Here is a 24,872-nt window from a genome sequence, read left to right as displayed (position 1 = left end):
ATGGACTTCACTCCCACGCCGGAGCAGGCGGCGGCCCGCGAGCTGGCGGCGCAGATATTCGGCGACCTGTCCACGCCGGAGCGCCTCGCCGTCTGCGGCGGCGGCACGGACGCCACGCTGTGGAAGGCCTTGTGCGCGGCAGGTCTGCCGGGCGCGGTGGAGGAGACCGGCCTGCTCGGACTCGTGCTGATGCTGGAGGAGCAGGGGCGCACGACGGCGCAGGTGCCGTTCGCGGCGACCTGTGTGTACGGACTGCTGGCGATCGGTGCGCACGGCGGCCCGGAACAGCGGGCGCGGCTGCTGCCCGCGCTGCGGGACGGCGACGCGGTCGCCACCGGGGCGTTTCCGGCGCGGCGCGGCGGCGTACGGGCCGAGCAGCGCACGGCGGACGGTACGGCGCGGCTGACCGGCACCGTCCCCGTGGTGCCGTGGCTGCGCGAGGCCACCCATGTACTGGTGCCGGACGGGACGGCGCGGACGCTGTGGCTCGTACGCACCGACGACGCCGGGGTGCGGCGGGAACCGGTCGAGACGACCGCCCCGTGGTCGGCGGGCCGGCTCACCCTGGACGACGCCCTCGCCGAAGGCCTGAACGGGCGGGCCGCCTCCCACCGGCGGGCCGCCTCCCACCGGCCGCAGGCCACGTACGCCGACACCCACGCGGACACCCACACCGCCCCCTACGCCGACGTCCTGGCCCTGGCCCGCACCGCCTTCGCCGGCCTCCAGGCCGGGGTCTGCGCCGGCTCCCTGGCCCGGGCGGTGTCCCACACCACCACCCGCGAGCAGTTCGGCCGCCCGCTCGCCACGAACCAGGGTGTGCAACTGCGCGCCGCCGACGCCTGCATGGACACCGAGGCCATCCGCGTCACCGCCTACGAGGCGGCCTGGCGCCGGGACGCGGGCCTGGACGCCGGGCCGCATGCGCTGACCGCCGCCTGGTGGGCATCCGAGGCGGGCACCCGCGTCGTGCACACCGGCCAGCATCTGCACGGCGGCATCGGCGCCGACGTCGACCACCCCGTCCACCGGCACTTCCTGTGGGGCAGACAGCTGGCCGGGTATCTGGGGTCTGGGGCCGAAATCCTGGACGAATTGGGGGAGTTGCTGACATCACCACCTAGGGGCGGCGAAGACCCAAAGGAGAAGGAGAAGGAGAAGGAGACCGGAAGGAGGCCCGATGAAGGCCGGTGACGAGCTGCCGAAGCTCACCATCCCCCTCACCCGCACCCTGATCGTCGCCGGGGCGATCGCCTCCCGCGACTACCAGGACGTGCATCACGACACCGAGGCGGCCCGGGAAAAGGGCTCCCCGGAGATCTTTATGAACATCCTGACCACCAACGGACTCGTCGGCCGCTACATCACCGACCACTTCGGGCCGCGCTGCACCCTGCGCAAGGTCGCCATCCGGCTCGGCGCCCCCAACTATCCGGGCGACACCATGGTGTTGAGCGGAACGATCACCGAAGTGACGCACGGTACTGCGGTGGTGCGGATCGTCGGAGCGAACGGCATCGGCCACCACGTCACCGGCACGGTGACCGTCAGCCTCCCGGAGGGCACGGCATGAGCGTCCACCGCTCCGACTCCCTCGGCGGCCGGGCCGCCATCGCCGGGATCGGCGCGACCGAGTTCTCCAAGGACTCCGGCCGCAGCGAGCTGAAGCTCGCCGTCGAGGCCGTACGCGCCGCCCTGGACGACGCCGGGCTGGTTCCCGCGGACGTCGACGGCCTGGTCACTTTCACCATGGACACCAACCCCGAGATCACCGTCGCGCAGGCGGCCGGCATCGGCGAGCTGTCCTTCTTCTCCCGGGTCCACTACGGGGGCGGAGCGGCCTGCGCCACCGTCCAGCAGGCGGCCCTGGCGGTCGCCACCGGCCTGGCCGAAGTCGTCGTCTGCTACCGCGCGTTCAACGAGCGCTCGGGCCGCCGTTTCGGCTCCGGCGTACAGCAGCGGGAGCCCACCGCGGAGGGCGCGGCGCTCGGCTGGAACCTCCCCTTCGGCCTGCTCACCCCCGCCTCCTGGGTCGCGATGGCCGCCCAGCGCTACCTCCACACCTACGGGCTGACCCCGGACGCCTTCGGCCCGGTCGCGGTCACCGACCGGCGGCACGCCGCCCGCAACCCGGCCGCGTACTTCTACCGCAAGCCCATCACCCTCGCCGACCACGCCGCCTCCCGCTGGATCGTGGAGCCGCTGCGGCTGCTGGACTGCTGCCAGGAGACGGACGGTGCCCAGGCGATCGTGGTGACCTCGCCCGAGCGGGCCCGCGCGCTGCCCCACCCGCCGGCGCTGGTCACGGCCGCGGCGCAGGGCGCGGGCCGCGCCCAGGAGCAGATGACCAGCTTCTACCGCGACGACCTGACCGGCCTCCCCGAGATGACCGTGGTCGCCCGCCAGCTCTGGCGCACCGCCGCCCTTGCCCCCGCCGATATCGACGTCGCGATCCTCTACGACCACTTCACTCCCTTCGTGCTGATGCAGCTGGAGGAGTTCGGCTTCTGCGCCCCGGGCGAGGCCTCGGACTTCGTCGCCGCGGACACCCTCCCCCTGAACACCCACGGTGGCCAGCTCGGCGAGGCCTATCTGCACGGCATGAACGGCATCGCCGAGGCCGTCCGCCAGCTCCGCGGCACCTCGGTCAACCAGGCCGGGAGCCCCGCTCATGTCCTGGTCACGGCCGGGACCGGGGTCCCGACCTCGGGGCTGATCCTGGGCGCGGACGGCTGAACGGCCCCTCGCCGGTGGGGCCGTGTCCGGGGCGAAGGCCCGTCGCCGTCAGGGCCGTGTCCGGGGCGGAAGTCGGTCACGGGTAGGGCCGTGTCCGGGGCGAAGTCGGCCACCGGTGGGGCCGTGTCCGGGGCGGGGCCCGTCGCCGGTTACGGCCGTGCACGGGGCCGCGGCCCGTCGCCCGAATCCCCTCCGGGGCCGGTGCGCGCCATGATCCCGGACCCTAGGGGTCTGCCGGCCCCCGTCCCCCCAGAGGAGGTGGAGCCGGCTCCACCCCTACAACTTGAGAGGGATGGCGCTTCGGCACCTTGGGGCGATCCGCTCGCCCCACCCTCGCTTCTAGCGTGGTGCCCATGACCACGCCAGTGTGCACCAGCGCTTCGACCGCCGCTGTGTTCCCGACGTTCTCGTCCTATGTACGGGCCCGGGGGCCGGTCCTGCTGCGCACTGCGCGGTCGCTGTCGCCCAACCCGAACGACGCCGAGGATCTCCTCCAGACGGCACTGACCAAGACCTTTGTGGCCTGGGACCGGATCGAGGACCACCGCGCCCTGGACGGCTATGTCCGCCGCGCGCTGATCAACACCCGTACCTCCCAGTGGCGCAAGCGCAAGGTCGAGGAATTCGCCGTCGACGAGCTGCCGGAGCCGGACCCGCTGCCCGCGCCCGACCCGGCCGAGCTCCAGGGCCTGCGCGACGCGATGTGGCGCGCGGTGATGCGACTGCCGGCCCGCCAGCGGGCCATGGTCGTCCTCAGGTATTACGAGGATCTCAGCGAGGCCCGGACCGCCGAGGTCATGGAGGTCTCGATCGGCACGGTCAAGAGCGCCGTCTCCCGCGCCCTGGCCAAACTCCGGGAAGACCCGGAGCTGGCGATGATCTCGGCCTGAATCCCTCGCCGTTTCGGCCTGATCCCGCCGTCGGGGTGCACGTCAGGGGAGCGCACCCGTCCGCACATGCGCCCTACCGGCACTGCTGTGACCGCTCATACACTCCCAGAGGCTCTGGCATCTGGCGAAGGGGGCGGTAGTGGGCAAACATCGCAGCCCGATCGGAGACGACGGACAGCAGCCGGGCCGGTCGATTCCACCGGAGCCGACTCCACCACCGCGGCCGAAGCGGGCTCGTTGACCTCTCATCCGATGCCCGAGGAAGCCATCGGCGATCTGCTGGAGCAGATCGCCGAAGTGCTTGGTTCCCCCGTCCCTGCCCCTCTGCGCGCGGCCCTGCAGGCCGTGCCCCGCCATCTCTTTCTGCCGCCCACGGTGTGGGTGCGCGGCGGGAAGGGAAGTTACGAGCGGTACGACCGGGACCAAGACCCCGATCGTTGGTGGAGTGCGGCCTACCGCGACGCTCCTCTGGTCACCCGGTTCGCCGAGCTGTCCGACGGCGGTCTCGTGCCGTCCTCCTCCGCATCGATGCCCAGCATGGTCGTCCGGATGCTGAGGGACCTCGATGTGCAGCCGGGTCACCGCGTGCTGGAGATCGGCACCGGCACCGGATTCCACGCGGCCCTGCTCTCGTTCCTCTTCGGCGCCGAGAACGTGACATCACTCGATGGTGACCCCGACCTGATCTGCCAGGCTCGGCGAGCGCTGAAGGCGAGCGGACAACAGCCGGAGGCGGTCTGTGCGGACGGCGCGGGCGGCTGGCGGCCGAACGCGCCCTACGACCGGATCATCTCCACCTGCTCCGTCAGGACCGTGCCTCTCGCCTGGCTGGAGCAGCTCTCACCCGGCGGTCGCCTCGTGACGCCGTGGGACACCGCGTGGTGCAACTTCGGGACGCTCATCGCCACCGTACGAGCAGACGGAACAGCCGAGGGCTCGCTCGTCCCCTACGGCTCGTTCATGCTCATGCGGGCCCAGCAGGTCGATGTCGAACTGCACCGCGACATCCTGCGGGACGACCAGATCCCCGAGCGCTCCATGACGGAGCTGTCCCCTTGGTCAGTCGCCGGGAACGACCTCGATGCCCAGATGCACATCGGCCTCCATGTGCCGGGAGTGTGGCATGCGTGGGACACCGGCGTGCAAGAAGCGCACACCCGGCTGTGGTTGGCCGACGACCGGGCGACGAGCTGGGCCGGTGTGGATTACGACGGACGGCAGACGTCGACGTTCGCGGTGGCGCAGTACGGCCCCAGGAGGCTCTGGGACGAAGTCGTCCGGGCCCACGAGGAGTACGTGTCCGCCGGCCGGCCCGGAACCGAAAGACACCGGCTGTGCATCTCTCCCGACGGCCGGAGAACACGCCACGAGGTGAGCCTCGTCTGACGGCCTCGGGCCGTGTCCGGCGGTAGATGCCTGTGAGGTGAAGCCGGCCAGGTAGTTGGTCGTGGTGTTCTTACATCTCTCTAATAACTGCGCCGCATGCTCGGGTTCATGGTGTCCAAACGTATTGCCATCGGTGTCGGAATGCTCGTGACGATAACCTTGGCGGGCGTAGCCGCGACGGCCGCCGCGGGTCCCGCTCCGACGTCTGGCAAGGCTTCCGCCTCAGCGCTCGGCAACAAGGCAGCGGAAAACTACTTGTACGCATCCATTGGTGATTTCGATACAGACGTGAAACCGCTGATTGATCGCCCCGATATCGCCGGTGTGCAGCTCGTGGTGCCGTGGAAGGCGCTTGAGCAGAAGAAGAATCAGTACGATTTCTCGGAGATCGACCGGGTGCTGAACTATTTGCAGCCCCGCCACAAGAAGCTGTTCATCCAGATCCAGGACCGGTTCTTTGCGCCGCCTACCAGGCTTCCGGACTATCTGTTGCGTGATCCGGAATACAAGGGAGGCGCGGCTCCGACAACGAACGAAAGCGGCCTTGGCCCCGGTCAGCCCGGAGCGGTCGCAGCGCAATGGAACCCGCAGGTGCGAGGCCGTTTCCAGCATCTGCTGAAGGCGCTGGCGCAGCGATTCGACGGTCGCCTCGCCGGGGTGAACCTTCCGGAAACCGCTACCGGAGTGGACACCAAGAAGGACCGTACTGGATATAGTCACGATGCCTACTTCAAGGCAGAACTCGCCAACATGGCTTACGGCAAGAAGGTCTTCACCAAAACGCAGTTCATTCAGTACGTCAACTTCTGGCCGGGTGAATGGAACAACAGCCGCAACTATATGAAGCGCACCTTCGAGTTCGCCAAGGCGCACGGCATCGGCCTGGGCGGACCTGACGTCCTGCCGAACCGCCCGGCACAAATGGAAAACTCATACCCCTTCTTCAAGAAATACCGCGGCAAGCTCCCGATCGTGGCCATGGCCGTACAGGAACCCGACTTCGAATACAAGAATCCCACAACGAAGAAGCCGTACACCCGGCAAGAGTTCACCGATTTCGGCACGAACACCCTCGGAGCCAACGTCATGTTCTGGGCCACCAGCACGCCCTGGCTCCACCAGCCGGCGGCACGATAGAGCCACTCATCCTGCGCGGGCGGGGAGCGCGCCATGTCACGTGACGTCATGGGTGACCTGACGCCCCCTCGGCGGCAGGGAGCCCGCCCTCACCTGGCCGCGTAGCGCGAGGGCGTCGTGCCCACATGACGGGTGAAGTGCCGGTGCAGATGCGCTTGATCATGGAATCCCACGGTGCCCGCTACCTCCGCCGGACGCCTGCCGTCGAGCAGGAGCCCGCGGGCCCGCTCGATGCGTTTGCCGGTCAGGTAGGTGTGCGGCGGCAGGCCGTAGGTCTGCTTGAAGCAGCGGATCAAATGGGTGGGGTGCGCATGCAGGACGGCGGCGGCTTCCCGCAGGGACAGGCCGGCCGGCAGACGGGCGTCCAGCAGCTCCCGCAAGGCGGCAGCCAGCCGGTTCGCCTCGCGGCCCGGTGTACGAGGGGGCCGCAACGCGTCCAGGTGGAAGTGCAGCCGTTCCCGGATGAAGGCCAGCCGGGATTCGGCTTCGAAGGCGTCGCCGGCCGGCACGTCGCCCGCCGGCAGGTCGCCCGCGTGCACGTCGCCCGCGTGACCGAGGGACGTATGCAACTGGTGGATGCGGTGCCGCAGCAGCGCATCACCAAAGACCGGACCGTCCACCGCGCGGCCGGTCAGGTCCTCGGGGAGCACGGCCGCGTCGAGGTAGAGCACGCGCTTGCGGAAGCCCGCCGCGGTGACCGTCCTGCCGTCATGGGCTACACCGGGAGGCAGCAGGACGACCGTGTCGGAGCCGGTCACGCCATGACGGTGGCGGTCACAGGCGAAGTCGACCGCCCCGTCATTGAGGATCATCAGGGCCCAGGTGTCATGGGTGTGGGACGGGTACGCGTGCTCGGTGAAGTGCGCGTGGAAGACCTCGGCTATGCCCGGGACGGGCGGCCGCCAGGCGCTGATCGTCGTACGGGGCGGGCCTCCTCCTGTCATGCCAGGAACGTACAAGACCGTCGGAGCACGGGCACGGCAGTCTCAAGACATGACCAACTCTCCCGTTCCCGTCCATCTGACCGACAAGCTCTCGCAGTTCAGCGACCTGTGGTCGCAGAAGAAGATCGCCGACCTGAACGACTACGAGGTCAAACTCGCCAAGCTGCACGGGGAGTTCGTCTGGCACACGCACGACGACACCGACGAACTGATCATGGTCATCAGCGGCCGGCTCACCCTCCAGCTCAGGGCCGGTGATGTGGTGCTCGGCCCCGGCGAACTGGTCGTCGTCCCCCGGGGCGTCGAGCACTGCCCGGTGGCCGAGGAGGAGACCGCCATCCTCCTCTTCGAACCGGCCGGCACGCTCAATACGGGTGACGCGGGCGGACCCAGGAGCAAGGCACCCGAGTCCCTTTGACGTGCGTCAGCTCCCGGCAGCGGCGTAGGCGACGAAGTCGGCCCAGGCGGCGGGGCGGAGGTGGAGCTGCGGGCCGTGGGGGTTCTTGGAGTCGCGGATGTGGAGGGTGTCGGGGGTGGTGGCGACTTCGAGGCATTCGTTGCTGTTGCCGTTGTCGCTGTAGCTGCTCTTCTGCCAGATCACTTCGACGCACTCGTTGCCGTTGCCCTGGCCGCTGTAGCTGCTCTTGGTCCACGCCAGTTCGGAAGCGTCTCCGGCAGAGGGCTTGAGGGTCATGTCTCTCCCTGCGCTTTCTCGATGAAGGCCGTCGGCATACCGCGTTCGAGGATCCCGAGGCTCTCTGGTGTGTGTCAGCTCCCGGCAGCGGCGTACGTGACGAAGTCGGCCCAGGCGGCGGGACGGAGGTGGAGCTGCGGGCCGTGGGGGTTCTTGGAGTCGCGGATGTGGAGGGTGTCGGTGGTGGACGCCACTTCGATGGAGTCGTCGCGCTCGTTGCTGTTGCTGTAGCTGCTCTTCTGCCAGGCGACTTCGAGGCATTCGTTGCCGTTGCCCTGGCCGCTGTAGCTGCTCTTGGTCCACGCCAGCTCGGAGGCTTTTCCGGCAGAGGGCTTGAGGGTCATGTCTCTCCCAGCACTTTCTCAATGAAGGCCAGCGACTCCCGGGGCGTGAGAGCCTGGGCCCGGATGATGCCATACCGCAGTTCGAGGATCCGGGTCTCTTTCGGGCCGGAGATCAGACGGCTGCTGAACTGGTCATCTGGGCGTCCCACCACTGAACCGTCCCCGAATTTTCAGAATCTCGATCTCACCGCCCATCCCGGCATGGTCGTCGAGGTTCGTCGGCATCACCTGGATCTCGACGTTCCGCAACCGACCTACCTCCAGCAGGCGTTCGAGTTGATGTCGCAGGACCATTGTGCCTCCGATGGGGCGGCGCAGTGTCACTTCTTCCTGGACGAACATGAGGGCCGGTGCGGGAGTCCGGGCGAAGATCGACTGGCGAGCCATGCGCGCGGCCACCTCGCGTTCCACTTTGTCCGGCGAGTAGGCAGGGCGTCGCATCTCGAACAATGCGTGAGCGTACTCCTTCGTCTGCAACAGCCCATGCAGGTTGTGATTGCCATACGCGCCCAGCTCGACGATCTCGGCTTCCCACCGCGTCAGGTCTCGAATCCTCTTCGGATACCGGGCCTGCTCCACGTCCTTCTTCATCGCGGCGACCTTGCCGCCCGCGCCTAAGACCTCATCGGCCTTGTCGAGGAACTCCGGGCGTGGGATCCGCACACCGCGCTCGATCTTGTAGATCAGGTTCTCCCCGTACCCGATAGCCGCCCCGAACTCGGCTGGGCGCAGACCTGCCGCCTCCCGCCACAGCTTGAGCTGGCGCCCGACCGTCTCCACGGCAGCCTGTGCGTCGTCTTCCGGGTCAAGTTCCCAACCCCCGTCTTCCGCACCGTCAACATTCATCCGAATCCACCTCCTGGACAGCAGGGACGCCCCTGGACAAATCCTGGACATCACCATGCGTACTGGCGTCATCACTATTCAGCGTAAGCAGGCTCGACCACGCTGAGTGACATGAATCAGGAAATCGCCGAGTACAAGCTCCAGTTCAAGGTCCAGCTCTCCGCCACCCGCCGGGGCGCGCGCCTCGCACGGCTCCTCGCCACCGAGCAACTCCGTTCCTGGGGCGTGCCGTTCGAATCACCGGCCCACGTCATCGCCGAACTGGCCGCGAACGCCGCCACGCACGGGCGCGTGCCGGGCCGCGATTTCCGCCTTGCCGTCCTGTCTGACGCGGACACGCTCCGTATCGAGGTGACGGACGCGCGGGGTGACCGGCTCCCGGCCCCACAGGTGTCAGGTCTACGGGATTCGGGTCACGGACTGGTCTTGGTCGAAGCGCTCGCCGACCGCTGGGGTACCTGCCGGGGGCCGTTCCCCTGCAAAACGGTCTGGGCGGAATTCGACCTACCGATGTGGGGCCGATGAGGCCGCGGGTGAGACGACTGGCAGCCCGTCAACCGGAGGCCGGAAAACCGGACGCCGGTGTGCCGTGGGCCGGAGTTTCGGCCCGTAAAAGACCCATAACCCCAGGTAGAGAAACCGGTCCAACCCAGCCCGACCCGGCCCGACCCAGCCGAACCCACCCCGGTGCACCCTGTCGTCACTCGCTCGGGTGATCCATGACCGGAAGGCTCGCCTCCGCTGCCCTCACCCATGCACTCTCGGCAACAACAACCCCAAAAACCCGCACACATGCGACGGCCCCCGGCCGGGACTGGCATCCCGATCGAGGGCCTGACCAACGAGGAAGTCAGGAGCTTCCCCATGGCTGAGCAGAAGCTTAATGCGCCTGCGCGCGCCCAGCACGAGATTCGGCGATCCCCGGCCGGCGTCCGCAAAGTCACCGAGTACCAGGACCCCGGCTACACGATCGTCGGCAATCATCTCGCCCAGCATCGGTCCCTGTCCGGCCTCGCGATCGGGCTCGCCGCCCACATCCAGTCGCTGCCGGAGCCCGCGACCCGCGAGCACCACACCCCGGCCGCCGCCCTCCTGGCGAACCTCCGCCGCGATGATCCCCGCCTGCTGCTCTCCGTACGGGACATCCACCGGCTCACCCCGCCCATCGCCGCCTGGCTGGAATGCGGCGCCTCTCCGGACGCCGTACGCAGAGCCCTGGCCACCGGTCTGCCGCCCACCCTGCGTCACCCGGCGGCACTGCTCGCTCACCGCCTCACGGAGTTGCTTCCCCCACCTCTCCCGGCGGCATCCCCGGCCGCCCCCACCCGCGCCCGCCCGGCACCTCTCCAAACCTGCGACGGCTGCGACCGCGCCTTCCGCGCTCCGGCCCCGGGCCGCTGCCGTGATTGCCGCCATCCGGCAGCAGTGGAAGAGGGGGCCGCAGCAGAACAGCGGGCCGCTTCCTGACCCCGAATGACGCGATGTGTGCAACGCCGTCGAGCAGGGGCAGGGGCAGGGGCAGGGGCAGGGCTACATCCGGTCCGACGCAGGAAAAACACCAACTGCGCCGGGGAAGGCAGTCGTTGAATGCTTTCCCCAGCGCAGCCTGTGCCGCTATTCTTTACGGCTGTCCATCTTCGATGCTATTGCGGTCACTGCTCCGGCGGTAATAAAGGTGTAGAGCAGTTGCCCCCAGAGGGGGTCGATCAGGTACTTGCTGGTCAGGATGAGGCTCACACCCCATACGACATAGAGCAGAACCTTCATGAGGACCTCGACAGCTCTTTATGTGATGGCGGCGACGCACGCCGCTGCGCCGGCGGTGACTGTTTCCTTCGCCAGCTTCTTGGCGATCGTCTTGTTGATCCGGCCGATCACGATGGCGGCCGCTCCGGCTACGGCACCCTTCACCAGGCAGGTCTTGACGCTCTTGGGAATCGGCTTCTGGTCGTAGACCGCCTCGCACATGTCCTGGTTTCCGTGCATACAGGCTAACTTGATGCCTTCGAACGGCGATTCAGCAGAGGCGGGAGCTGCCGCACCGAAGGTGAGGCAGCCCGCGAGTACGGCGGTAGCAACCGCCCCGGCGCCCATGCGAAGAATTTTGGGCATTGTTCCCCTCGTTTTTCACTCATGTCGTGGTCAGCGACATGAACAAACCTAGGTCCGAACAAGGGGATTGGGCAAGGATGTTGAACGAGGTTGATCTTGATCGTAGGGAATGTCGCGAACGGTGGAAATTCCTCTCCCGGGGGTTTTGCTGAGTCCGCACCATATAAAGAGGAGATTCTCACATGGTGAGATGGGCCGGTGCCGTCGCCATTTGTCACGGTGTCTGTTGTGCGGGGGGGGGCGGGAATTCTCGGAACCGCGGTGCACCAGGTTCCGGGGCGAGTCTGGTGGCGCGGGCGGCGAAGCTGATGGCGTGATACCCGCCGCACGGCATCAGCAGGTCCAGGAGTTGTTCCGGACTGAACTCGGCGATGAGCCGCTCCCACAGGACGGCGCCCTTGGTTTCCGCCCGTTGCAGCAGCGGCGCGACGGAATGTCCTCCAGCGTGCTGCAGCAGCGCCTCACCGAACTGCAGGAAGCCCGGCTCGTGGAACGCGACGCCGAGGAGGGCTACCGCCTCACCGCGCTCGGCAAGGGCGCGTCCGACGAATCGCGGGGACTGCACCGGTGGTCCGAACTCTGGGCGGCCGAACTCGACGATGTGCCCGCCGAGGCGGCGGGCGCCCAGTGAACTGGCGGTCGCCCGCGGCGAGTTGGCGGGCTCTGAGGAACATCCGTGTCAGATCGTCCGCCAAGGCGTCTCCGGGGCTGGATGACGCGGACCGGGAGGTGGGCGGGACCGGTCGACTCGCGAAGGTGCCGCGTTCTCGGCCACTCAGTCGAGACAGAACTCGTTGCCCTCGATGTCCTGCATCCCGAGGCACGACTCGTTGTCGTCATCGGCAGGCAGTAGCTGCCCGCGTACCGCGCCGAGCGCGACCAGCCGTGCGCACTCGGCCTCAAGCGCGGCCAGGCGCTCTTCACCCACGAGTCCGGTGCCGACCCGCAGGTCAAGATGCACCCGATTCTTGACGACCTTGCCTTCGGGAACGCGCTGGAAGAACAGTCGCGGGCCCACACCTGAGGGATCTGCGCAGGAGGCGAACGCCGGCCCCTGATGCTCAGGGGGCAGGGCACGATCGAAATCGTCCCAAGTAGCAAACCCCTCCGGTGGCGGCGGTGCGACGTACCCCAACACCTGGGACCAGAAGCGCGCGACGCGCTCAGGTTCTGCGCAGTCGAAGGTGATTTGGACCTGCTTGATCGACGCCATCGGGCCATCGTAGAGGCGGGGTCTTCCGTCATCTCCACGGGCTCGCCCCTGGCCAGGCTGTGGCGTTTGCGTCCAACTCCGGTCGATAGCTGGGACCTTGAGCCGTGGGGTGACGATCCTGGCAGTGTCCCCACCGGGGGAGGTCCCGGCGGACTTGACGGCCGCCGCGCCGTGTTTCGCAACTTGCCCCCTTCTGTGGATAGGTGGACATTGAGCTATCAGTCGGCCGAAACGCCGCCATTAACTGCCACGTGAGAGTTTCACAAAATCATCAAGCTCAAAAAAGCTCAAGATCCGCTCAACTGGGTTTCGCGACGTCGATACCGGCTAGTACGTTTGTGGACGACCAAGAGGGCGCGGTATCTGACCCATACCGCCCTGAATGAAAAAAGTTGAATGGGGGAAATTCAATGAAGAGCCTTGTTTCGGGTGCGATGTCGGCCGTCATGCTGGGAGGCATCGTCCTCGGCAGTGGTGCCGGTGTGGCCAACGCTGATTCGAGCCCGCGGCCCGCGGCCCGGTCGACCATGGTGAACCCCATCGAAGAAGCTCGTTCGATGTGCATGATGGCCAAGAGCAAGGACGACTGCGCCTACCTGATGCACAACACCAAGATGATCAAGATGGTGAAGAACTGCCTGATCAAGGGGGCAATCGGCGGGGCCGGAGCGCTGATCGTCGGCCGGTACGTCAGCAAGGACGTGGCCAAGGACATCGCGAGCAAGACCGTTGTCGCCGGAGCCACCGGCTGCCTCTCCTCGCTCGCCTAAGGGTTAGGAAATCCTGATGGCCAAGATTGTATTTACTGTTCTCTGGGCCGGTGTGGTCATCGCGGTAAACAGGGTGCTGGATGACGTGACCTGGGCTCAGTATCTGGCGATATTCGCCCTGGGGGGAATTTACGCCTTTACTGTCAACAAGGTGCCGGGACCTCGCGGAAAGAGCACCCGAGAAGGCTCAGAAGTTTAACTCTCTTGGCGTCAGTGCCAGCGTCAGTACCCGCTTCAGTGTCAGTGCTCGCGTCAGTGTCAGTGTCAGCGTCAGTGCTCGCGTCAGTGTTTTCGCTCCTTGAGGGTCGGCTGATCCTTGAGAGTCGGCTGTCGCTTCCTGGCGCGCGGCAAGTGGTAGCGAGCTGAAGAAAAGCCGGCCATGTCGGTGGTGTCCACTGGGCGCCACCGGCATGGCTGTGCCTGTGCGGCATGTGGCGTCGGGTTCACGTCCCCCGGCTGACCATCAACCTGCCCACTGCCTCCTCCAGTTCGGCGATGCGGTCGGCGAGACGCTCCTTGTCGGAGCCCTTTGCGTCGCGCAGGAGGAGCTCCACCTCGGCGAGCTGGCCGGCGACTTCCGCGAGGCGGGAGGCGTCGCCGGCCGCGGGCGCCGCGGGCTGCGGGGGCTGCGGGGGCGGTTCCGAAGACGCCGGGGTGCCGGGGGCTTCCGGGGGGATGGGAGGGTGCCCGGACGGCGCCGCGGGCGAGGGCGAAGCCACGTCCGGGGATGGCGCCGCGTCCGTTCCGGCCGTGGTGCCGGCTGTGGTCGTCGGCGCGGCCGGGGCCGTGGTCGTCGTCGTTGTCGTGGTGGGCGGTGGACCCTCGCCTCCGGGGTGATCGTCCGACGTCAGCAGGCGCTTCAACTGGTCTGCCTGGGCGGCGAGTTGGCGGTTCTTGCGGTGGAGGTCGAGGAAGACGTTCACCTTGGTGCGCAGCAGCCAGGGGTCGAAGGGCTTGATGAGGAAGTCGGCGGCGCCGACCGTGTAGCCGCGGTAGGCGTAGTTCGGGTCGACCGAGGCGCCGGTGAGGAGGATGATCGGGACGTCCTTGGTCTGGTCCAGGCCCTTGATGTTGGCGGCGGTCTCGAAGCCGTTCATGCCCGGCATCAGCACATCGATGAGGACGACCGCGAACTCCTCGCGGAGCATGGCCTTCAGGGCCTCTTCGCCGGATCGCGCACGGACCACCTTCTGGGTGAGCGAGCCCAGTACGGCTTCCAGCGCGACGAGGTTCTCCTCCATGTCGTCGACGATGAGGATGCTGGATGAGGTGTCCGGTGTGGTCGTCATGACTGCTCCCCCGCCGTTCCCCGCCCGTCCTGGCTTGCGTCCCCTGCGTCCTCGGCGTCCCCTGCGTCCCCTGCGCCTCCGGCGTCCCCGGCGTCCCGTGCGTCCCCGGCGTCCTCAGGGTCCTCAGGGTCCTCAGGGTCGACGGCCTCGGGGTCGACGTCCTCGGAACCGACGACCTCCGGGTGGGCCGCCGGGTGGGCCGCCGGGTGCGGGGCCGGGACGGGGGCCGGAGCGCCGTGCTGCGGGTCCAGAAGGCCGCAGATCACGGACAGCAGACGGTCCACATCCACCGGTTTGGGGATGTAGTCATTGGCCCCGCTCTCGATCGCCCTTTCGCGGTCTCCCGGCATGGCCTTCGCGGTGAGCGCGATGACCGGCAGGGCCGCGAATCGAGGTGCTTGTCGGATCGCCTTGATCATCTCGTAACCATCCATTTCGGGCATCATGATGTCCATCAGCACCAGCGAGACGTCCGGTGTCCGGTCGAGGACCTCCAGCCCCTCGCGGCCGTTCTCGGCGTATTTGACGCTGATGCCGACCCGGCCCAGTACGTGGGTGAGCGCGAAGACATTGCGGATGTCGTCGTCGACGATGAGGATGCGGCGGTCGGCCAGTACCTCGCCGGGGCGTCCGCTGAGCCAGTCCCTGAGGCGGGTGGTCTCGGGCCAGGTGACATCGCCGCCGTCGGGGGAGGGGCCGCCCAGGTGGGGGGCCTGCGGGGCCTGTTCCTGTTCCCCCTTGGTGGGGAAGACGTCACTGACGTCACCGGAAGGGCTGCTCCCCGCGGTGATGGCGGCCGGGCCGGGCGGCGTGGCCGTGAGCTGTTCGGCCAGGACGGGGCGGGCGGGGCCGGCCTGTGCGGTGCGGTCGGCGGGGCGGGTCGCGGCGGTGGGGCTCGGCGCGGGGAAGGGGCCGGTGTAGCGCGCGGGCACATAGAGGGTGAAGGTCGAGCCGACGCCCGGCTCGCTCTCGGCGATGATCCGGCCGCCGAGCAGTGCGGCCATATCGCGGCTGATGGACAGGCCGAGGCCGGTGCCGCCGTATTTGCGGTTGGTGGTGCCGTCGGACTGCTGGAACGCCTCGAAGATGCCGTCGAGTTTCTCCGGTGGGATGCCGATTCCGGTGTCCTTCACGGAGAGGGCTATGACGTCGTCGGCGGCGCGGAGGGCGTCCTCCTCGAAATCCGTGCCCGGTAGGCGCTGGACGATGAGTTCCACGCTGCCCGAGGAGGTGAACTTCACGGCGTTGGACAGGAGGTTGCGGAGGATCTGCTGGAGGCGCTGTTCGTCGGAGAAGAGCTCCTTGGGGACGTTCTCGCCGACCGTGACGTCGAAGGTGAGACCGCGGTCGACGGTGAGCGGCCGGAAGGTGGCGCGGACGTAGTCGAGCAGTTTGATCAGCGGCAGGGCCTTGGGGTGGACGTCCATCCGGCCGGCCTCGATCTTCGACAGATCGAGGATGTCGTTGATGAGCTGGAGGAGGTCGGAGCCCGCGCGGTGGATGGTGACGGCGAATTCCACCTCCTGGGTGGAGAGCCGGCCGTCGGGGTTGTCGGCGAGGAGCCGGGAGAGCACCAGCAGGGAGTTCAGCGGGGTGCGCAGCTCGTGCGACATGTTCGCCAGGAACTCCGACTTGTACTGGGAGGAGGTGGCGAGGAGGGCCGCCTTCTCCTCCAACTCGGCGTTCGTCAGCTGGAGTTCGTCGGAGCGCTGGCGCAGCTCGGCGGTCAGGCGCTGGGACTCCGAAAGCAGGGACTCCGTGCGGGAGTTGGCGATGATGGTGTTGATCGAGACGCCGATGGTGTTCACGAACTGGTCGATGAAGGCGAGGTGGACCTCGCTGAAGCGGCTGAAGGAGGCCAGCTCGATGACGCCGAGCACCTGGTCCTCGAAGAGGATCGGGAGGATGACGATGCTGGCCGGGGCCGCGGCGCCGAGTCCGGAGCTGATGGTGATGTAGTCGGACGGGACGGCGTCGACGACGATGCGCTTCTTCTCCATGGCCGACTGGGTGATCAGGCCCCAGCCGGGGGTGCCCAGCCGCAGCCGCGGCAGGGAGCGGCGGCCCTCGGGCTGGCCGGTGCCGTAACCGGCGATCAGCTCCAGGCCTTCGCCCGGTTCGGCGCCCGCCTCGGCCAGGAAGAACGCGCCGAACTGCGCGTTCACCAGCGGGGTCAGCTCGCGCAGGATCAGATCGGCGACCTCGACCAGGTCGCGGTGGCCCTGCATCAGACTGGCGATACGGGCCAGGTTGGACTCCAGCCAGTCCTTGGCGCGGGTGGTCTCGCGGAGGTTGGCGACCATCAGGTTGATGTTGTTCTTCAGGGCCGCGACCTCGCCCTGGGCCTCCACGGAGATGGAGCCGGACATATCGCCCTGGGTGACGGCGCTGGCCACCTCGGCGATCGCCCGGACCTGCGTGGTCAGGTTCAGTGCCAGCTCGTTGACGCTGGTGGTCAGCCGCTTCCAGGTGCCGTAGACGCCCTCGACCCGGGCCTGGCCGCCGAGCTGGCCCTCGCTGCCGACCTCACGGGCCACCCGGGTCACCTCGGAGGAGAACGACGACAGGGTGTCGACCATCGTGTTGATCGTCGTCTTCAGTTCGAGGATCTCGCCGCGGGCGTCGACGTCGATCTTCTTGGACAGGTCGCCCTTGGCGACGGCGGTGGCGACCTGGGCGATGTTGCGGACCTGGGACGTGAGGTTGTCGGCCATGGAGTTGACGTTGTCGGTGAGGTTCTTCCACACGCCGGAGACGCCGTGGACCTGGGCCCGGCCGCCCAGCCGGCCCTCGGTGCCGACCTCGCGGGCCACCCGGGTGACCTCGTCCGCGAACGCCCGCAGCTGCTGGACCATCGTGTTGACCGTGTCCTTGAGCTCCAGGATCTCGCCGCGGGCATCCACGTCGATCTTCTTGGACAGATCACCGTTGGCCACGGCCGTGGTGACCTGGGCGATGTTGCGGACCTGGGACGTCAGGTTGAGCGCCATGAAGTTGACATTGTCGGTGAGGTCTTTCCAGACCCCGGATACGTCCCTGACCTGCGCCTGACCGCCCAGGTTTCCTTCGGTGCCGACCTCGCGGGCGACCCGGGTGACCTCGTCGGCGAAGGCGGAGAGCTGGTCGACCATGGTGTTGATCGTGGTCTTGAGCTCCAGGATCTCGCCCTTGGCCTCGACAGTGATCGTCTTGCCGAGGTCGCCCTCCGCGACGGCGGTGGCGACCAGCGCGATGTTGCGGACCTGGGACGTCAGGTTGTCCGCCATGAAGTTGACGCTCTCGGTGAGGTCCCGCCAGACCCCGGAGACGCCCCTGACCTGCGCCCGGCCGCCCAGCCGCCCTTCGGTGCCGACCTCGCGGGCGACCCGGGTGACCTCGTCGGCGAAGGCGGAGAGCTGGTCGACCATGGTGTTGATCGTCGACTTCAGTTCGAGGATCTCGCCCCGGGCATCCACGGTGATCTTCTGGCTCAGGTCGCCGTTGGCCACGGCCGTGGTGACCTGGGCGATGTTGCGGACCTGCCAGGTCAGGTTGGACGCCATGAAGTTGACGTTGTCGGTGAGGTCCTTCCAGACCCCGGAGACGCCCCTGACCTGCGCCCGGCCGCCGAGCTGGCCCTCGGTGCCGACCTCGCGGGCGACCCGGGTGACCTCGTCGGCGAACGCCCGCAGCTGGTCGACCATCTTGTTGACGGTGAGCTTCAGCTCCAGCAGCTCGCCGGTGGCCTCGACCGTCACCTGCTGGGTCAGGTCGCCGGTGGCCACCGCGGTGGTGACCACGGCGATGTCCCGGACCTGCGCGGTCAGCCGCGACGCCATGGTGTTGACCGCCTCGGTCACATGGAGCCAGTCGCCGGAGAGCCCCTGGACCTTGGCCCGGCCGCCCAGCCGGCCTTCGGTGCCGACCTCGCGGGCGACCCGGGTGACCTCGCCGGTGAACAGCGACAGCTGGTCGACCATGCGGTTCACCCCGCTGCCCAGGCGGCGCAGATCGCCGCGGAGCGCGCGGTTGCCGTCGTGCAGATCGACCCGCTGGGTCAGGTCGCCGTCGGCCACCGCGTCCAGCACCCGGGTGGCTTTGGCGAGCGGTACCACCAGCGCCTGGAGCACGGTGTTGGCGGCCTCGATGTTCGTCGTCCAGGTCCCCTGGCCGGGGCTGGCGGAGATCCGCTCGTCCAGCCGGCCCTGCCGGATGATCTCGCTGCGTACGCGTTGCAGCTCGGAGGCGAGATGGGCGTTGCGGGCGGCGATCTGGTTGAAGACGCCCGTCATATCGGCCACCACGCCATCCGTGGAGGAGCCGTCCTGCGGGATATCCACACGGGCGGTGAAATCCCCGTCCCGCAGCGCAATCATCGCCGCGAGGAGAGGCCGCAGCTCACTGGTCCGTACCCACTGCCCGTCGTGCCGGGGGGCGGGGGGCTGTGGGGGCTCAGTGGGCTCGGAAGGCTCCGGGGGCAAAGAAGCAGACTCGGGCCGGGCCGGGTCGAGCGCCATGGCACACCATCCCCCCAATGATCGTTGCGGAGAGAGTCAGTCGAGCAGAGTGATCCATTTGGGCAGATATGACATAGTATAAAGCGCTTGTAATGAGTTTTTCCCGGCATATTCAGGGGGCGCAGTGGTACCGCTGTCCTCCCCGTACACGACGGAATCCGTGTCCCGGAAAGGCCTGCCCGCCAACCAGCTCGCGGCCGCCGGCGCACGTAAATTCGTGCGCGCGCTGCTCACCGAACGGGCGACTGCCCCGCCTGCCACGGCAGGGCCCGGTGCGGCGGCGATCAGCGCCGAGCTCATCCACGACGCCGTCCTGCTCACCAGCGAGCTCGTCACCAATGCCGTGATGTACGCCGGTACCGATATCGATGTGACCTGCCGCCTGGAGCACGACGGGCCGGCGGACGCCGAGAGCGACGGGGAGCGCCGCCCGGCCAAGGTGAGCGTCGTGGTGGAGGTCTCCGACCGCCATCCAGCCCGGGGCGTACGCGGCGGGGTCGACGCCCGCACCGGGGAGCCGGGATTCGGACTCCAGCTGGTGAGCGCGCTGGCGGAGTCCTGGGGCGTGACCTACCGCCATGCGGTGAAGACCGTCTGGTTCCGCCTGGACTCCACCGAGGGCGAGCCGCTGCGCGCCCGCGCCGCGCCCGCCGCGCCCCACCGCGAGTCGCGCGGCACCGAGCCTCCCGTACGCCTGGCCCACCCCGTGACCCCGCGCGGCCGCCCGCACGGGTTCGCCGCCGAATGGGCCGACCGCGGGGGCCCGTCCTTCCTCGCCGAGACCAGCGAACTGCTGGCCGGGCAGCTCGACCAGGACATGGTCACCGCGCTCGCCGCCCAGCTGCTGGTGCCCCGGCTCGCCGACTGGTGCGCCATCTGGCTGACCACGGAGGGTGGCGGGGTGCAGCTGTCGCGGGTCTGGCACGTCGACGAGCGGCGGATCACCCCCCTGCGCGCGGAACTGGAACGGGACCCGCCGACCGACATCATCCGCACCGCAGGCACCCCCTGGCCCTGGCCGGAATGCGCCGGTGCGTCCCCCTCGGGCGGTTCCGCGCTCGCCTTCCCCCTGGTCGCCCGCGACGTCGACCAGGGCATGCTGCTGCTCGGCCGGGCGGGGCACCTCCAGATGACCGACACCGTGGTGCGGATGGTCGAGGACGTGGCACGCCGGGTCGCACAGGCCGTGTTCACCGCCCGCCAGTACACCCGGCAGACCACGATCAGCCTGGCCCTCCAGCGCCGGCAGCTGCCCGCGACGCTCGCCAGCATCCCCGGCATCGACACCGCGATCGTCTATGAGCCGCACGGCGAGGGGCAGACCGTCGGCGGCGACTTCTACGACGTCTTCCCGATGGGCGACCGCCGCTGGTGCTTCCTGCTCGGGGACGTACAGGGCAAGGACCCCGAGGCGATGTCCGTCACCGGCCTGGCCCGCCATCTGGTGCGACTGCTGGCCCGCGAAGGCCATGGCGTCGAGTCGGTGCTCGGCAGGCTGAATCTGGCCATGGCCGAGGAGAGCGCGGAGGCGGTGGAACTGGGCGGCGAGCAGGCCACCTCCCGCTTCCTGAGCCTGCTGTACGGGGAGCTGGAGGTCGATCCGGGCGTACCCGGGGCCCGCTGTACGGTCGCCAGCGCCGGCCACCCGCCACCGCTGCACATGTTCGTCGACGGCGCCGTGGAGCCGGCCTCCGACCCCCAGATGCTGCTCGGCATCGACGAGGGGACCGAATTCCACGCCAGCTGCTTCGCCCTGGCACCGGGCGAAACGCTGCTGTGCGTCACCGATGGCGTCACCGAACGCCGGTGCGGCAACTGGCAGTTGGACGACAACGACGGTCTGATCGAGGTGATGCGCGACGGTACGGGGCTGGGCGCCAAGGCCCTCGCCGAGCACGTACGGCGCGCCGCCCACGACTTCGGCACCGGCCCGGTCGAGGACGATCTGTCGGTGCTGGTCCTCCAGGCGGTGACCCCGGCGGCCGGCCGGCGGTCGTGAGCGGCCGGCCGGCCGTCGATGGTCAGCGGTGCGCCCGGTCCACCGAGTTCGGTGCGGACACGGCCGGGGCAGACGAGCAGGAGTGTGTGTGCGCGGCGTCGGCGTACCGGGCGGCGTAGTTGCGCATGAGCCGGTTCAGGGCGGACCTGCCGGCGCGGTAGACGTCCTGACCGCCGTTGGAGTTCAAGCTGACGCTGCCCTGGCGCGAGGACATGACGCCGATGGTCCCGGTTGGCGCGATCAGCGAGCGGAAGGACCCGACGACGCGCATCGGGCTGAGCGCGCTCGTGACCATGACCTCGACAAACATCTCCTCCGGGACGTCGCCGATCTCTTGGCACTCATGCCAGGACCGCCGGCTTCAGGACCTCTTCACACCATTCGCGGAAGGTTGTCGGGCTCGCGGTCCGAGGGGTGCGCTGCACGCCGTCGTCGAGGCCGTCGTCCTTGGAGCGCATCATGTCCAGGTAGCCTTCGACGATCGCCTTCCCGGCCCCGTGTCCGGTGAGTGCGGCGCGGAAGTCGTCGAGCGACTGCCGCTCGTAGCGGACCGGGCGGCCGAGCACGTCGGAGATGGTGCGCGCCATGTCGTTCGCCGAAAGATCCTCGGGGCCCAGCACCGGGACCTCGCCCGTCCCCGTCCACGAGCGGTCGAGCAGCAGGCCGGCGGCGGCCGCGGCGATGTCCCGGGTGGCGGCCATCGGTGCTTTGCGGTCGGCGGTGACGGTGTCGGTGAACACGCCGTGGTCGCGGATCGCCGCCACCTGCCGCAGCAGGTTGTCCATGAAGGTCGGGTTCGCGAGCGCCCGGTAGGCCACGCCTGTACTCGCGATGAAGTCGTCCATGGCCAGCGACGCTGTGACGAGCCCGGCGCGGCCGGCGACAGGGGTGCCGCGGCCGAGCGCCGAGACGCCGACGACGTGTTCCACGCCGTGGGTCTTGAACGCCTCCGCGGCGACGCGAGTGAACCCGGAGTACACCGCGTCCAGGCTCGGCGCCTGCCGGTTTGACGGGACGAGCCAGAAGACGGCGTCCGCGCCGGCGAAGGCCCGATCGACGACCGCTGCGTCGCCGTGGGAGCCGGTGACGACGTCGACGCGGGCGCGGGCCGCGGCGGGGAGTTTTCCGGGGTCGCGCACGATGACGCGCAGCTCTTCACCGCGAGTGGGGGCCTCGTTGAGCAGGATGTCCAGGAGCCGGCTGCCGATCTGGCCGGTGGGAGTGGTGATGACGATCATGTTTCGAGTCTCGGCGCGTGCCGCCTGCGGCGTCCAATACCCTTTCCGGCAATTGATGCCCTGAAGGCATGGATCTCGACCTGCGCAAGCTCCGCTACTGCGTCGCGGTGGCCGAGCACCGGCACTTCGGCCGGGCGGCGGAACAGCTCTGCATCACCCGGCCGGTGCTCAGCCGTCAGGTCAGGGCTTCGAGCAGGAGCTGGAGATCGCCACCGCCACGCTGCGGCACACCTGAGCGGTGCGGAGGCGCCTTGGCCGGTCCGGCGCCCGTGAGGGGCGGGGCGGACCCAGGGGAGGGGCGGCCCGCCCCCGGAGGCGGCCGACCGGCGCCGCGGTCTCAGGACCTGCTGTCGGCGTGGGTGAACACCGGCCTTCCCCCGCCGGAAATCACCCCTCCGCCCATACCGGCGACGGGATCGAACTGCCCGCCGAAGAGCGGCCGCCCGAGGGAAGGACCGTCGCCGGAGGGCCGCTGGGCCGGTGCGTCCTGCGGTGCCGCTTGAGCGGTACCGCACGCGAGTGCGCTGACGCCGCCCAGGGCGGCAGCGACGAGGAATCGACGGAGGTGGGGGCGCATGTGATGCTCCTTCAGGAGAGGAAACCGAGTAGTCGGGAAGCCGCGTGGCCAGGTGACCGTGTGGCCGTGTGACCGGCGGCCGAGTAGCCGAATAACCGAGTGACCGGGCGCCGGGTAACGACGGCGCGGGCGACCGGGGCGGCTCTTCCGGATCGGCCCGGGCCCCTCGGCGGCGCTAGGCCGGGGCCCCTCGGCGGTGCGAGGGCAGGCAGGCGCGCGACGCCACGAGGGGGCTTGCGGCGGGCTCCCGTGCTCCGGGTGCGACCCGCTCATGGCCACATTCCGGCACGAGAGGGTAAGAACACACCTCGGAGGGCGTGACATACCGATTGGTATGCGCTGACAATCTCAGCACCACTACCCGCCCGTAACAAAGCGGAGGCACCCGGTGCTCAGCACGATGCAGGACGTACCGCTCACCGTCTCGCGAATCCTGGCCCATGGGGCGACGGTTCACGGCGAGTCGCAGGTCATCACCTGGACCGGGGGAGATCCGCACCGGCGCACCTTCGCCGAGGTCGGCCGTCGCGCCGCGCAGCTGGCCCATGCGCTGCGCGAGGAGCTGTCCGTCGCCGACGAGGAACGGGTCGGCACCCTCATGTGGAACAACGCGGAGCACCTGGAGGCCTATCTCGCCATCCCCTCCATGGGGGCGGTGCTGCACACACTCAATCTGCGGCTGCCCGCCGAGCAGCTGGTGTGGATCGTCAACCACGCCGAGGACCGGGTCGTACTAGCCAACGGCAGCCTGCTGCCGCTGCTCGCCCCGTTGCTGCCCCAGCTGCCGAACGTCGAGCACGTGGTCGTCGTCGGTCCCGGCGACCGCTCCCTGGTGACGGGCGGCCGGGCGCGGGTGCACGACTACGAAGAGCTGATCGCCGGGCGGCCGGAGAGCTACGACTGGCCGGAGATCGACGAGCGGGAGGCCGCGGCCCTCTGCTACACCTCCGGGACCACCGGCGACCCCAAGGGCGTGCTCTACAGCCACCGTTCGCTGTATCTGCACTCGATGCAGGTCAACAGCGCCGAGGCGTTCGCGCTCACCTCGCGCGACATCACCCTGCCCGTCGTGCCGATGTTTCACGTCAACGCCTGGGGCCTGCCGCACGCCGCCTTCATGGCCGGTGCCTCGCTGCTGATGCCGGACCGCTTCCTTCAGCCCGCGCCGCTCGCCGAGATGATCGAGACCGTACGGCCCACCATCGGCGCCGCCGTGCCCACCATCTGGCAGGGCCTGCTCGCCGAACTCGACGCCAAGCAGAACGACGTGGCCTGTCTGCGCACCGTCGTCATCGGCGGCTCCGCCTGCCCGCCCGCCCTGATGCGTGGCTTCGAGGAGCGGCACGGCATCCGCGTCGTGCACGCCTGGGGCATGACCGAGACCTCCCCGCTGGGCAGCGTTGCCCACCCGCCGGCCGGAGTCAGCGGCGACGACGAGTGGGCCTACCGCGCCACCCAGGGCCGCTTCCCCGCCTCCGTCGCCGCGCGGCTGATCGGCCCCAACGGCGAACAGCTCCCCTGCGACGGCGAGGCCGCGGGCGAACTGGAGGTCCGCGGCCCGTGGATCGCCGGCGCCTACTACGGCGGCGCGCAGAGCGAACCGCTCCGCCCCGAGGACAAGTTCAGCCCCGACGGCTGGCTGCGCACCGGCGATGTCGGCACCATCACCCCGAACGGCTACCTGACGCTGACCGACCGTGCCAAGGACGTGATCAAGTCCGGCGGCGAATGGATCTCCTCGGTAGAGCTGGAGAACCATCTGATGGCCCATCCGCATGTCGCAGAGGCCGCGGTGGTCGCCGTACCGGACGACAAGTGGGGCGAGCGGCCGCTGGCGACGGTGGTGTTCACCCAGGGCGCGACCATCGGGTACGAGGAGCTGAAGGCGTTCCTCGGTGAGCGCATCGCGCGCTGGCAGCTGCCGGAGCGGTGGGCGGTGATCCCGGTGGTGCCCAAGACGAGCGTGGGGAAGTTCGACAAGAAGGTGCTGCGCCGGCAGTACGCGGAGGGCGAGCTGGATGTGACGTTGCTGGCATGAGCCGACGACGGCCGGGCGTCGTATCGGCGGGGGCGCCCGGCCGGCCCGGTCCGTATCCGGGGTCCGGCTGACCCGTATACGGGAACGGGTCGGCCCCCTGGCTGACCGCCTCGGGCCTTCGGGCCTTCGGGCCTCCGGCCGGCCGAAGGCCGCCGCCCACCGC

General features: G+C 68.9%; 25 protein-coding genes and 2 pseudogenes. 15 read left to right on the top strand and 12 right to left on the bottom strand.

Annotated features, from left to right (window positions below):
• The 6 genes from ACF088_RS16750 (at window position 1) to ACF088_RS16725 (ending at window position 6,149) form a co-directional block, all read left to right on the top strand.
• A complete protein-coding gene (locus ACF088_RS16750; protein ID WP_392376500.1) occupies window positions 1-1,194 on the top strand; it encodes an acyl-CoA dehydrogenase family protein in 1,194 nt (397 codons plus the stop codon).
• Window positions 1,181-1,573: a MaoC family dehydratase gene (locus ACF088_RS16745; RefSeq protein ID WP_392376499.1), complete on the top strand. Its 393-nt coding sequence runs from the start codon at window positions 1,181-1,183 to the stop codon at window positions 1,571-1,573. The genes ACF088_RS16750 and ACF088_RS16745 overlap by 14 nt, the downstream gene beginning before the upstream one ends.
• Complete coding sequence (locus ACF088_RS16740; protein ID WP_392376498.1) at window positions 1,570-2,736, top strand: lipid-transfer protein; 1,167 nt, start codon at window positions 1,570-1,572, stop codon at window positions 2,734-2,736. The genes ACF088_RS16745 and ACF088_RS16740 overlap by 4 nt, the downstream gene beginning before the upstream one ends.
• Before the next feature lie 353 nt (window positions 2,737-3,089).
• Window positions 3,090-3,626 carry a SigE family RNA polymerase sigma factor gene (locus ACF088_RS16735; protein ID WP_392376497.1) on the top strand — a complete coding sequence of 179 codons (537 nt, stop codon included), beginning with the start codon at window positions 3,090-3,092 and terminating at the stop codon, window positions 3,624-3,626.
• Window positions 3,627-3,878: 252 nt separating this feature from the next.
• Window positions 3,879-5,012, top strand: coding sequence for a methyltransferase domain-containing protein (locus tag ACF088_RS16730; protein WP_392376496.1), 1,134 nt, complete (start codon window positions 3,879-3,881; stop codon window positions 5,010-5,012).
• Between the two features lie 108 nt (window positions 5,013-5,120).
• Complete coding sequence (locus ACF088_RS16725) at window positions 5,121-6,149, top strand: hypothetical protein (RefSeq protein ID WP_392376495.1); 1,029 nt, start codon at window positions 5,121-5,123, stop codon at window positions 6,147-6,149.
• Between the two features lie 89 nt (window positions 6,150-6,238).
• Here ACF088_RS16725 and ACF088_RS16720 read toward each other — a convergent pair whose 3' ends face one another.
• A complete protein-coding gene (locus ACF088_RS16720; RefSeq protein WP_392376494.1) occupies window positions 6,239-7,093 on the bottom strand; it encodes a helix-turn-helix domain-containing protein in 855 nt (284 codons plus the stop codon).
• 49 nt (window positions 7,094-7,142) lie between these two features.
• Between ACF088_RS16720 and ACF088_RS16715 the strand changes: the two genes are divergently transcribed.
• On the top strand, window positions 7,143-7,511 hold the full coding sequence (locus ACF088_RS16715) for a cupin domain-containing protein (RefSeq protein ID WP_392376493.1): 369 nt from the start codon (window positions 7,143-7,145) through the stop codon (window positions 7,509-7,511).
• 6 nt (window positions 7,512-7,517) lie between these two features.
• Here ACF088_RS16715 and ACF088_RS16710 read toward each other — a convergent pair whose 3' ends face one another.
• The 3 genes and pseudogenes from ACF088_RS16710 to ACF088_RS16700 all read right to left on the bottom strand — a co-directional run bounded on the left by ACF088_RS16710 (window position 7,518) and on the right by ACF088_RS16700 (window position 8,977).
• Window positions 7,518-7,787, bottom strand: coding sequence for a DUF397 domain-containing protein (locus ACF088_RS16710; RefSeq protein WP_392376492.1), 270 nt, complete (start codon window positions 7,785-7,787; stop codon window positions 7,518-7,520).
• A 74-nt stretch (window positions 7,788-7,861) separates the two neighbouring features.
• Window positions 7,862-8,131 (bottom strand): DUF397 domain-containing protein, encoded by a 270-nt coding sequence (locus tag ACF088_RS16705; RefSeq protein ID WP_392376491.1) that lies wholly within the window; start codon window positions 8,129-8,131, stop codon window positions 7,862-7,864.
• Window positions 8,128-8,977 (bottom strand): annotated as a pseudogene (locus tag ACF088_RS16700) (helix-turn-helix transcriptional regulator). Before ACF088_RS16700 ends, ACF088_RS16705 begins: the two are co-directional and overlap by 4 nt.
• A gap of 111 nt (window positions 8,978-9,088) precedes the next feature.
• On the opposite strand from ACF088_RS16700, the gene ACF088_RS16695 reads away from it, so the two are divergent.
• Window positions 9,089-9,502, top strand: a complete 414-nt coding sequence (locus ACF088_RS16695; protein WP_392376490.1) for an ATP-binding protein — start codon at window positions 9,089-9,091, stop codon at window positions 9,500-9,502.
• 339 nt (window positions 9,503-9,841) lie between these two features.
• Window positions 9,842-10,444: a helix-turn-helix domain-containing protein gene (locus tag ACF088_RS16690; RefSeq protein ID WP_392376489.1), complete on the top strand. Its 603-nt coding sequence runs from the start codon at window positions 9,842-9,844 to the stop codon at window positions 10,442-10,444.
• Between the two features lie 147 nt (window positions 10,445-10,591).
• On the opposite strand, the gene ACF088_RS16685 is transcribed toward ACF088_RS16690, so the two are convergent.
• Both ACF088_RS16685 and ACF088_RS16680 read right to left on the bottom strand, forming a co-directional pair.
• On the bottom strand, window positions 10,592-10,744 hold the full coding sequence (locus tag ACF088_RS16685; RefSeq protein WP_392376488.1) for a hypothetical protein: 153 nt from the start codon (window positions 10,742-10,744) through the stop codon (window positions 10,592-10,594).
• Between the two features lie 18 nt (window positions 10,745-10,762).
• On the bottom strand, window positions 10,763-10,963 hold the full coding sequence (locus tag ACF088_RS16680; RefSeq protein ID WP_392376487.1) for a hypothetical protein: 201 nt from the start codon (window positions 10,961-10,963) through the stop codon (window positions 10,763-10,765).
• Between the two features lie 439 nt (window positions 10,964-11,402).
• Between ACF088_RS16680 and ACF088_RS16675 the strand changes: the two genes are divergently transcribed.
• A complete protein-coding gene (locus ACF088_RS16675; protein ID WP_392376486.1) occupies window positions 11,403-11,720 on the top strand; it encodes a winged helix-turn-helix transcriptional regulator in 318 nt (105 codons plus the stop codon).
• Window positions 11,721-11,864: 144 nt separating this feature from the next.
• Here ACF088_RS16675 and ACF088_RS16670 read toward each other — a convergent pair whose 3' ends face one another.
• Window positions 11,865-12,302 (bottom strand): VOC family protein, encoded by a 438-nt coding sequence (locus ACF088_RS16670; RefSeq protein ID WP_392376485.1) that lies wholly within the window; start codon window positions 12,300-12,302, stop codon window positions 11,865-11,867.
• A gap of 410 nt (window positions 12,303-12,712) precedes the next feature.
• Between ACF088_RS16670 and ACF088_RS16665 the strand changes: the two genes are divergently transcribed.
• Both ACF088_RS16665 and ACF088_RS16660 read left to right on the top strand, forming a co-directional pair.
• Window positions 12,713-13,072, top strand: a complete 360-nt coding sequence (locus ACF088_RS16665; RefSeq protein ID WP_392376484.1) for a hypothetical protein — start codon at window positions 12,713-12,715, stop codon at window positions 13,070-13,072.
• 16 nt (window positions 13,073-13,088) lie between these two features.
• A complete protein-coding gene (locus ACF088_RS16660) occupies window positions 13,089-13,271 on the top strand; it encodes a hypothetical protein (protein ID WP_392376483.1) in 183 nt (60 codons plus the stop codon).
• A 244-nt stretch (window positions 13,272-13,515) separates the two neighbouring features.
• On the opposite strand, the gene ACF088_RS16655 is transcribed toward ACF088_RS16660, so the two are convergent.
• Together ACF088_RS16655 and ACF088_RS16650 are read right to left on the bottom strand one after the other, a co-directional pair.
• Window positions 13,516-14,361 (bottom strand): two-component system response regulator, encoded by an 846-nt coding sequence (locus tag ACF088_RS16655; RefSeq protein ID WP_392376482.1) that lies wholly within the window; start codon window positions 14,359-14,361, stop codon window positions 13,516-13,518.
• Window positions 14,358-18,716: a HAMP domain-containing protein gene (locus tag ACF088_RS16650; RefSeq protein ID WP_392376481.1), complete on the bottom strand. Its 4,359-nt coding sequence runs from the start codon at window positions 18,714-18,716 to the stop codon at window positions 14,358-14,360. Before ACF088_RS16650 ends, ACF088_RS16655 begins: the two co-directional genes overlap by 4 nt.
• 301 nt (window positions 18,717-19,017) lie before the next feature.
• Here ACF088_RS16650 and ACF088_RS16645 point away from each other — a divergent pair, with 301 nt between their 5' ends.
• Window positions 19,018-20,856, top strand: a complete 1,839-nt coding sequence (locus ACF088_RS16645; RefSeq protein WP_392376480.1) for a SpoIIE family protein phosphatase — start codon at window positions 19,018-19,020, stop codon at window positions 20,854-20,856.
• A 22-nt stretch (window positions 20,857-20,878) separates the two neighbouring features.
• Here the strand turns inward: ACF088_RS16645 and ACF088_RS16640 are convergent, their stop codons facing one another.
• Window positions 20,879-21,166 (bottom strand): hypothetical protein, encoded by a 288-nt coding sequence (locus tag ACF088_RS16640; protein ID WP_392376479.1) that lies wholly within the window; start codon window positions 21,164-21,166, stop codon window positions 20,879-20,881.
• 31 nt (window positions 21,167-21,197) lie between these two features.
• Window positions 21,198-22,094 carry an NAD(P)H-binding protein gene (locus ACF088_RS16635; protein ID WP_392376478.1) on the bottom strand — a complete coding sequence of 299 codons (897 nt, stop codon included), beginning with the start codon at window positions 22,092-22,094 and terminating at the stop codon, window positions 21,198-21,200.
• A 68-nt stretch (window positions 22,095-22,162) separates the two neighbouring features.
• Between ACF088_RS16635 and ACF088_RS16630 the strand changes: the two are divergent.
• Window positions 22,163-22,282: pseudogene (locus ACF088_RS16630) on the top strand (LysR family transcriptional regulator); the annotation flags it as partial.
• 149 nt (window positions 22,283-22,431) lie between these two features.
• Here ACF088_RS16630 and ACF088_RS16625 read toward each other — a convergent pair.
• Entirely contained in the window at window positions 22,432-22,671 is a 240-nt protein-coding gene (locus tag ACF088_RS16625; RefSeq protein WP_392376477.1) for a hypothetical protein, read from the bottom strand.
• Between the two features lie 388 nt (window positions 22,672-23,059).
• Between ACF088_RS16625 and ACF088_RS16620 the strand changes: the two genes are divergently transcribed.
• Window positions 23,060-24,709, top strand: coding sequence for a long-chain fatty acid--CoA ligase (locus ACF088_RS16620; protein ID WP_392376476.1), 1,650 nt, complete (start codon window positions 23,060-23,062; stop codon window positions 24,707-24,709).
• Window positions 24,710-24,872: the final 163 nt, after the last annotated feature.

It is taken from the genome of Streptomyces sp. NPDC015125, from assembly GCF_043080045.1.
Lineage (GTDB): Bacteria > Actinomycetota > Actinomycetes > Streptomycetales > Streptomycetaceae > Streptomyces.
The sequence above is the reverse complement of the archived record's forward strand: the minus strand, read 5'-3'. Positions and strand labels throughout refer to the sequence as shown.

What these genes read in the sequence shown, in the direction of transcription:
- ACF088_RS16750 (WP_392376500.1), top strand. Translation starts at nt 1, where the DNA reads ATGGACTTCACTCCCACGCCGGAGCAGGCGGCGGCCCGCGAGCTGGCG.
- ACF088_RS16745 (WP_392376499.1), top strand. Translation starts at nt 1,181, where the DNA reads ATGAAGGCCGGTGACGAGCTGCCGAAGCTCACCATCCCCCTCACCCGC.
- ACF088_RS16740 (WP_392376498.1), top strand. Translation starts at nt 1,570, where the DNA reads ATGAGCGTCCACCGCTCCGACTCCCTCGGCGGCCGGGCCGCCATCGCC.
- ACF088_RS16735 (WP_392376497.1), top strand. Translation starts at nt 3,090, where the DNA reads ATGACCACGCCAGTGTGCACCAGCGCTTCGACCGCCGCTGTGTTCCCG.
- ACF088_RS16730 (WP_392376496.1), top strand. Translation starts at nt 3,879, where the DNA reads ATGCCCGAGGAAGCCATCGGCGATCTGCTGGAGCAGATCGCCGAAGTG.
- ACF088_RS16725 (WP_392376495.1), top strand. Translation starts at nt 5,121, where the DNA reads ATGGTGTCCAAACGTATTGCCATCGGTGTCGGAATGCTCGTGACGATA.
- ACF088_RS16720 (WP_392376494.1), bottom strand. Translation starts at nt 7,093, where the DNA reads ATGACAGGAGGAGGCCCGCCCCGTACGACGATCAGCGCCTGGCGGCCG.
- ACF088_RS16715 (WP_392376493.1), top strand. Translation starts at nt 7,143, where the DNA reads ATGACCAACTCTCCCGTTCCCGTCCATCTGACCGACAAGCTCTCGCAG.
- ACF088_RS16710 (WP_392376492.1), bottom strand. Translation starts at nt 7,787, where the DNA reads ATGACCCTCAAGCCCTCTGCCGGAGACGCTTCCGAACTGGCGTGGACC.
- ACF088_RS16705 (WP_392376491.1), bottom strand. Translation starts at nt 8,131, where the DNA reads ATGACCCTCAAGCCCTCTGCCGGAAAAGCCTCCGAGCTGGCGTGGACC.
- ACF088_RS16695 (WP_392376490.1), top strand. Translation starts at nt 9,089, where the DNA reads ATGAATCAGGAAATCGCCGAGTACAAGCTCCAGTTCAAGGTCCAGCTC.
- ACF088_RS16690 (WP_392376489.1), top strand. Translation starts at nt 9,842, where the DNA reads ATGGCTGAGCAGAAGCTTAATGCGCCTGCGCGCGCCCAGCACGAGATT.
- ACF088_RS16685 (WP_392376488.1), bottom strand. Translation starts at nt 10,744, where the DNA reads ATGAAGGTTCTGCTCTATGTCGTATGGGGTGTGAGCCTCATCCTGACC.
- ACF088_RS16680 (WP_392376487.1), bottom strand. Translation starts at nt 10,963, where the DNA reads ATGCACGGAAACCAGGACATGTGCGAGGCGGTCTACGACCAGAAGCCG.
- ACF088_RS16670 (WP_392376485.1), bottom strand. Translation starts at nt 12,302, where the DNA reads ATGGCGTCGATCAAGCAGGTCCAAATCACCTTCGACTGCGCAGAACCT.
- ACF088_RS16665 (WP_392376484.1), top strand. Translation starts at nt 12,713, where the DNA reads ATGAAGAGCCTTGTTTCGGGTGCGATGTCGGCCGTCATGCTGGGAGGC.
- ACF088_RS16660 (WP_392376483.1), top strand. Translation starts at nt 13,089, where the DNA reads ATGGCCAAGATTGTATTTACTGTTCTCTGGGCCGGTGTGGTCATCGCG.
- ACF088_RS16655 (WP_392376482.1), bottom strand. Translation starts at nt 14,361, where the DNA reads ATGACGACCACACCGGACACCTCATCCAGCATCCTCATCGTCGACGAC.
- ACF088_RS16650 (WP_392376481.1), bottom strand. Translation starts at nt 18,716, where the DNA reads ATGATTGCGCTGCGGGACGGGGATTTCACCGCCCGTGTGGATATCCCG.
- ACF088_RS16640 (WP_392376479.1), bottom strand. Translation starts at nt 21,166, where the DNA reads ATGTTTGTCGAGGTCATGGTCACGAGCGCGCTCAGCCCGATGCGCGTC.
- ACF088_RS16635 (WP_392376478.1), bottom strand. Translation starts at nt 22,094, where the DNA reads ATGATCGTCATCACCACTCCCACCGGCCAGATCGGCAGCCGGCTCCTG.
- ACF088_RS16625 (WP_392376477.1), bottom strand. Translation starts at nt 22,671, where the DNA reads ATGCGCCCCCACCTCCGTCGATTCCTCGTCGCTGCCGCCCTGGGCGGC.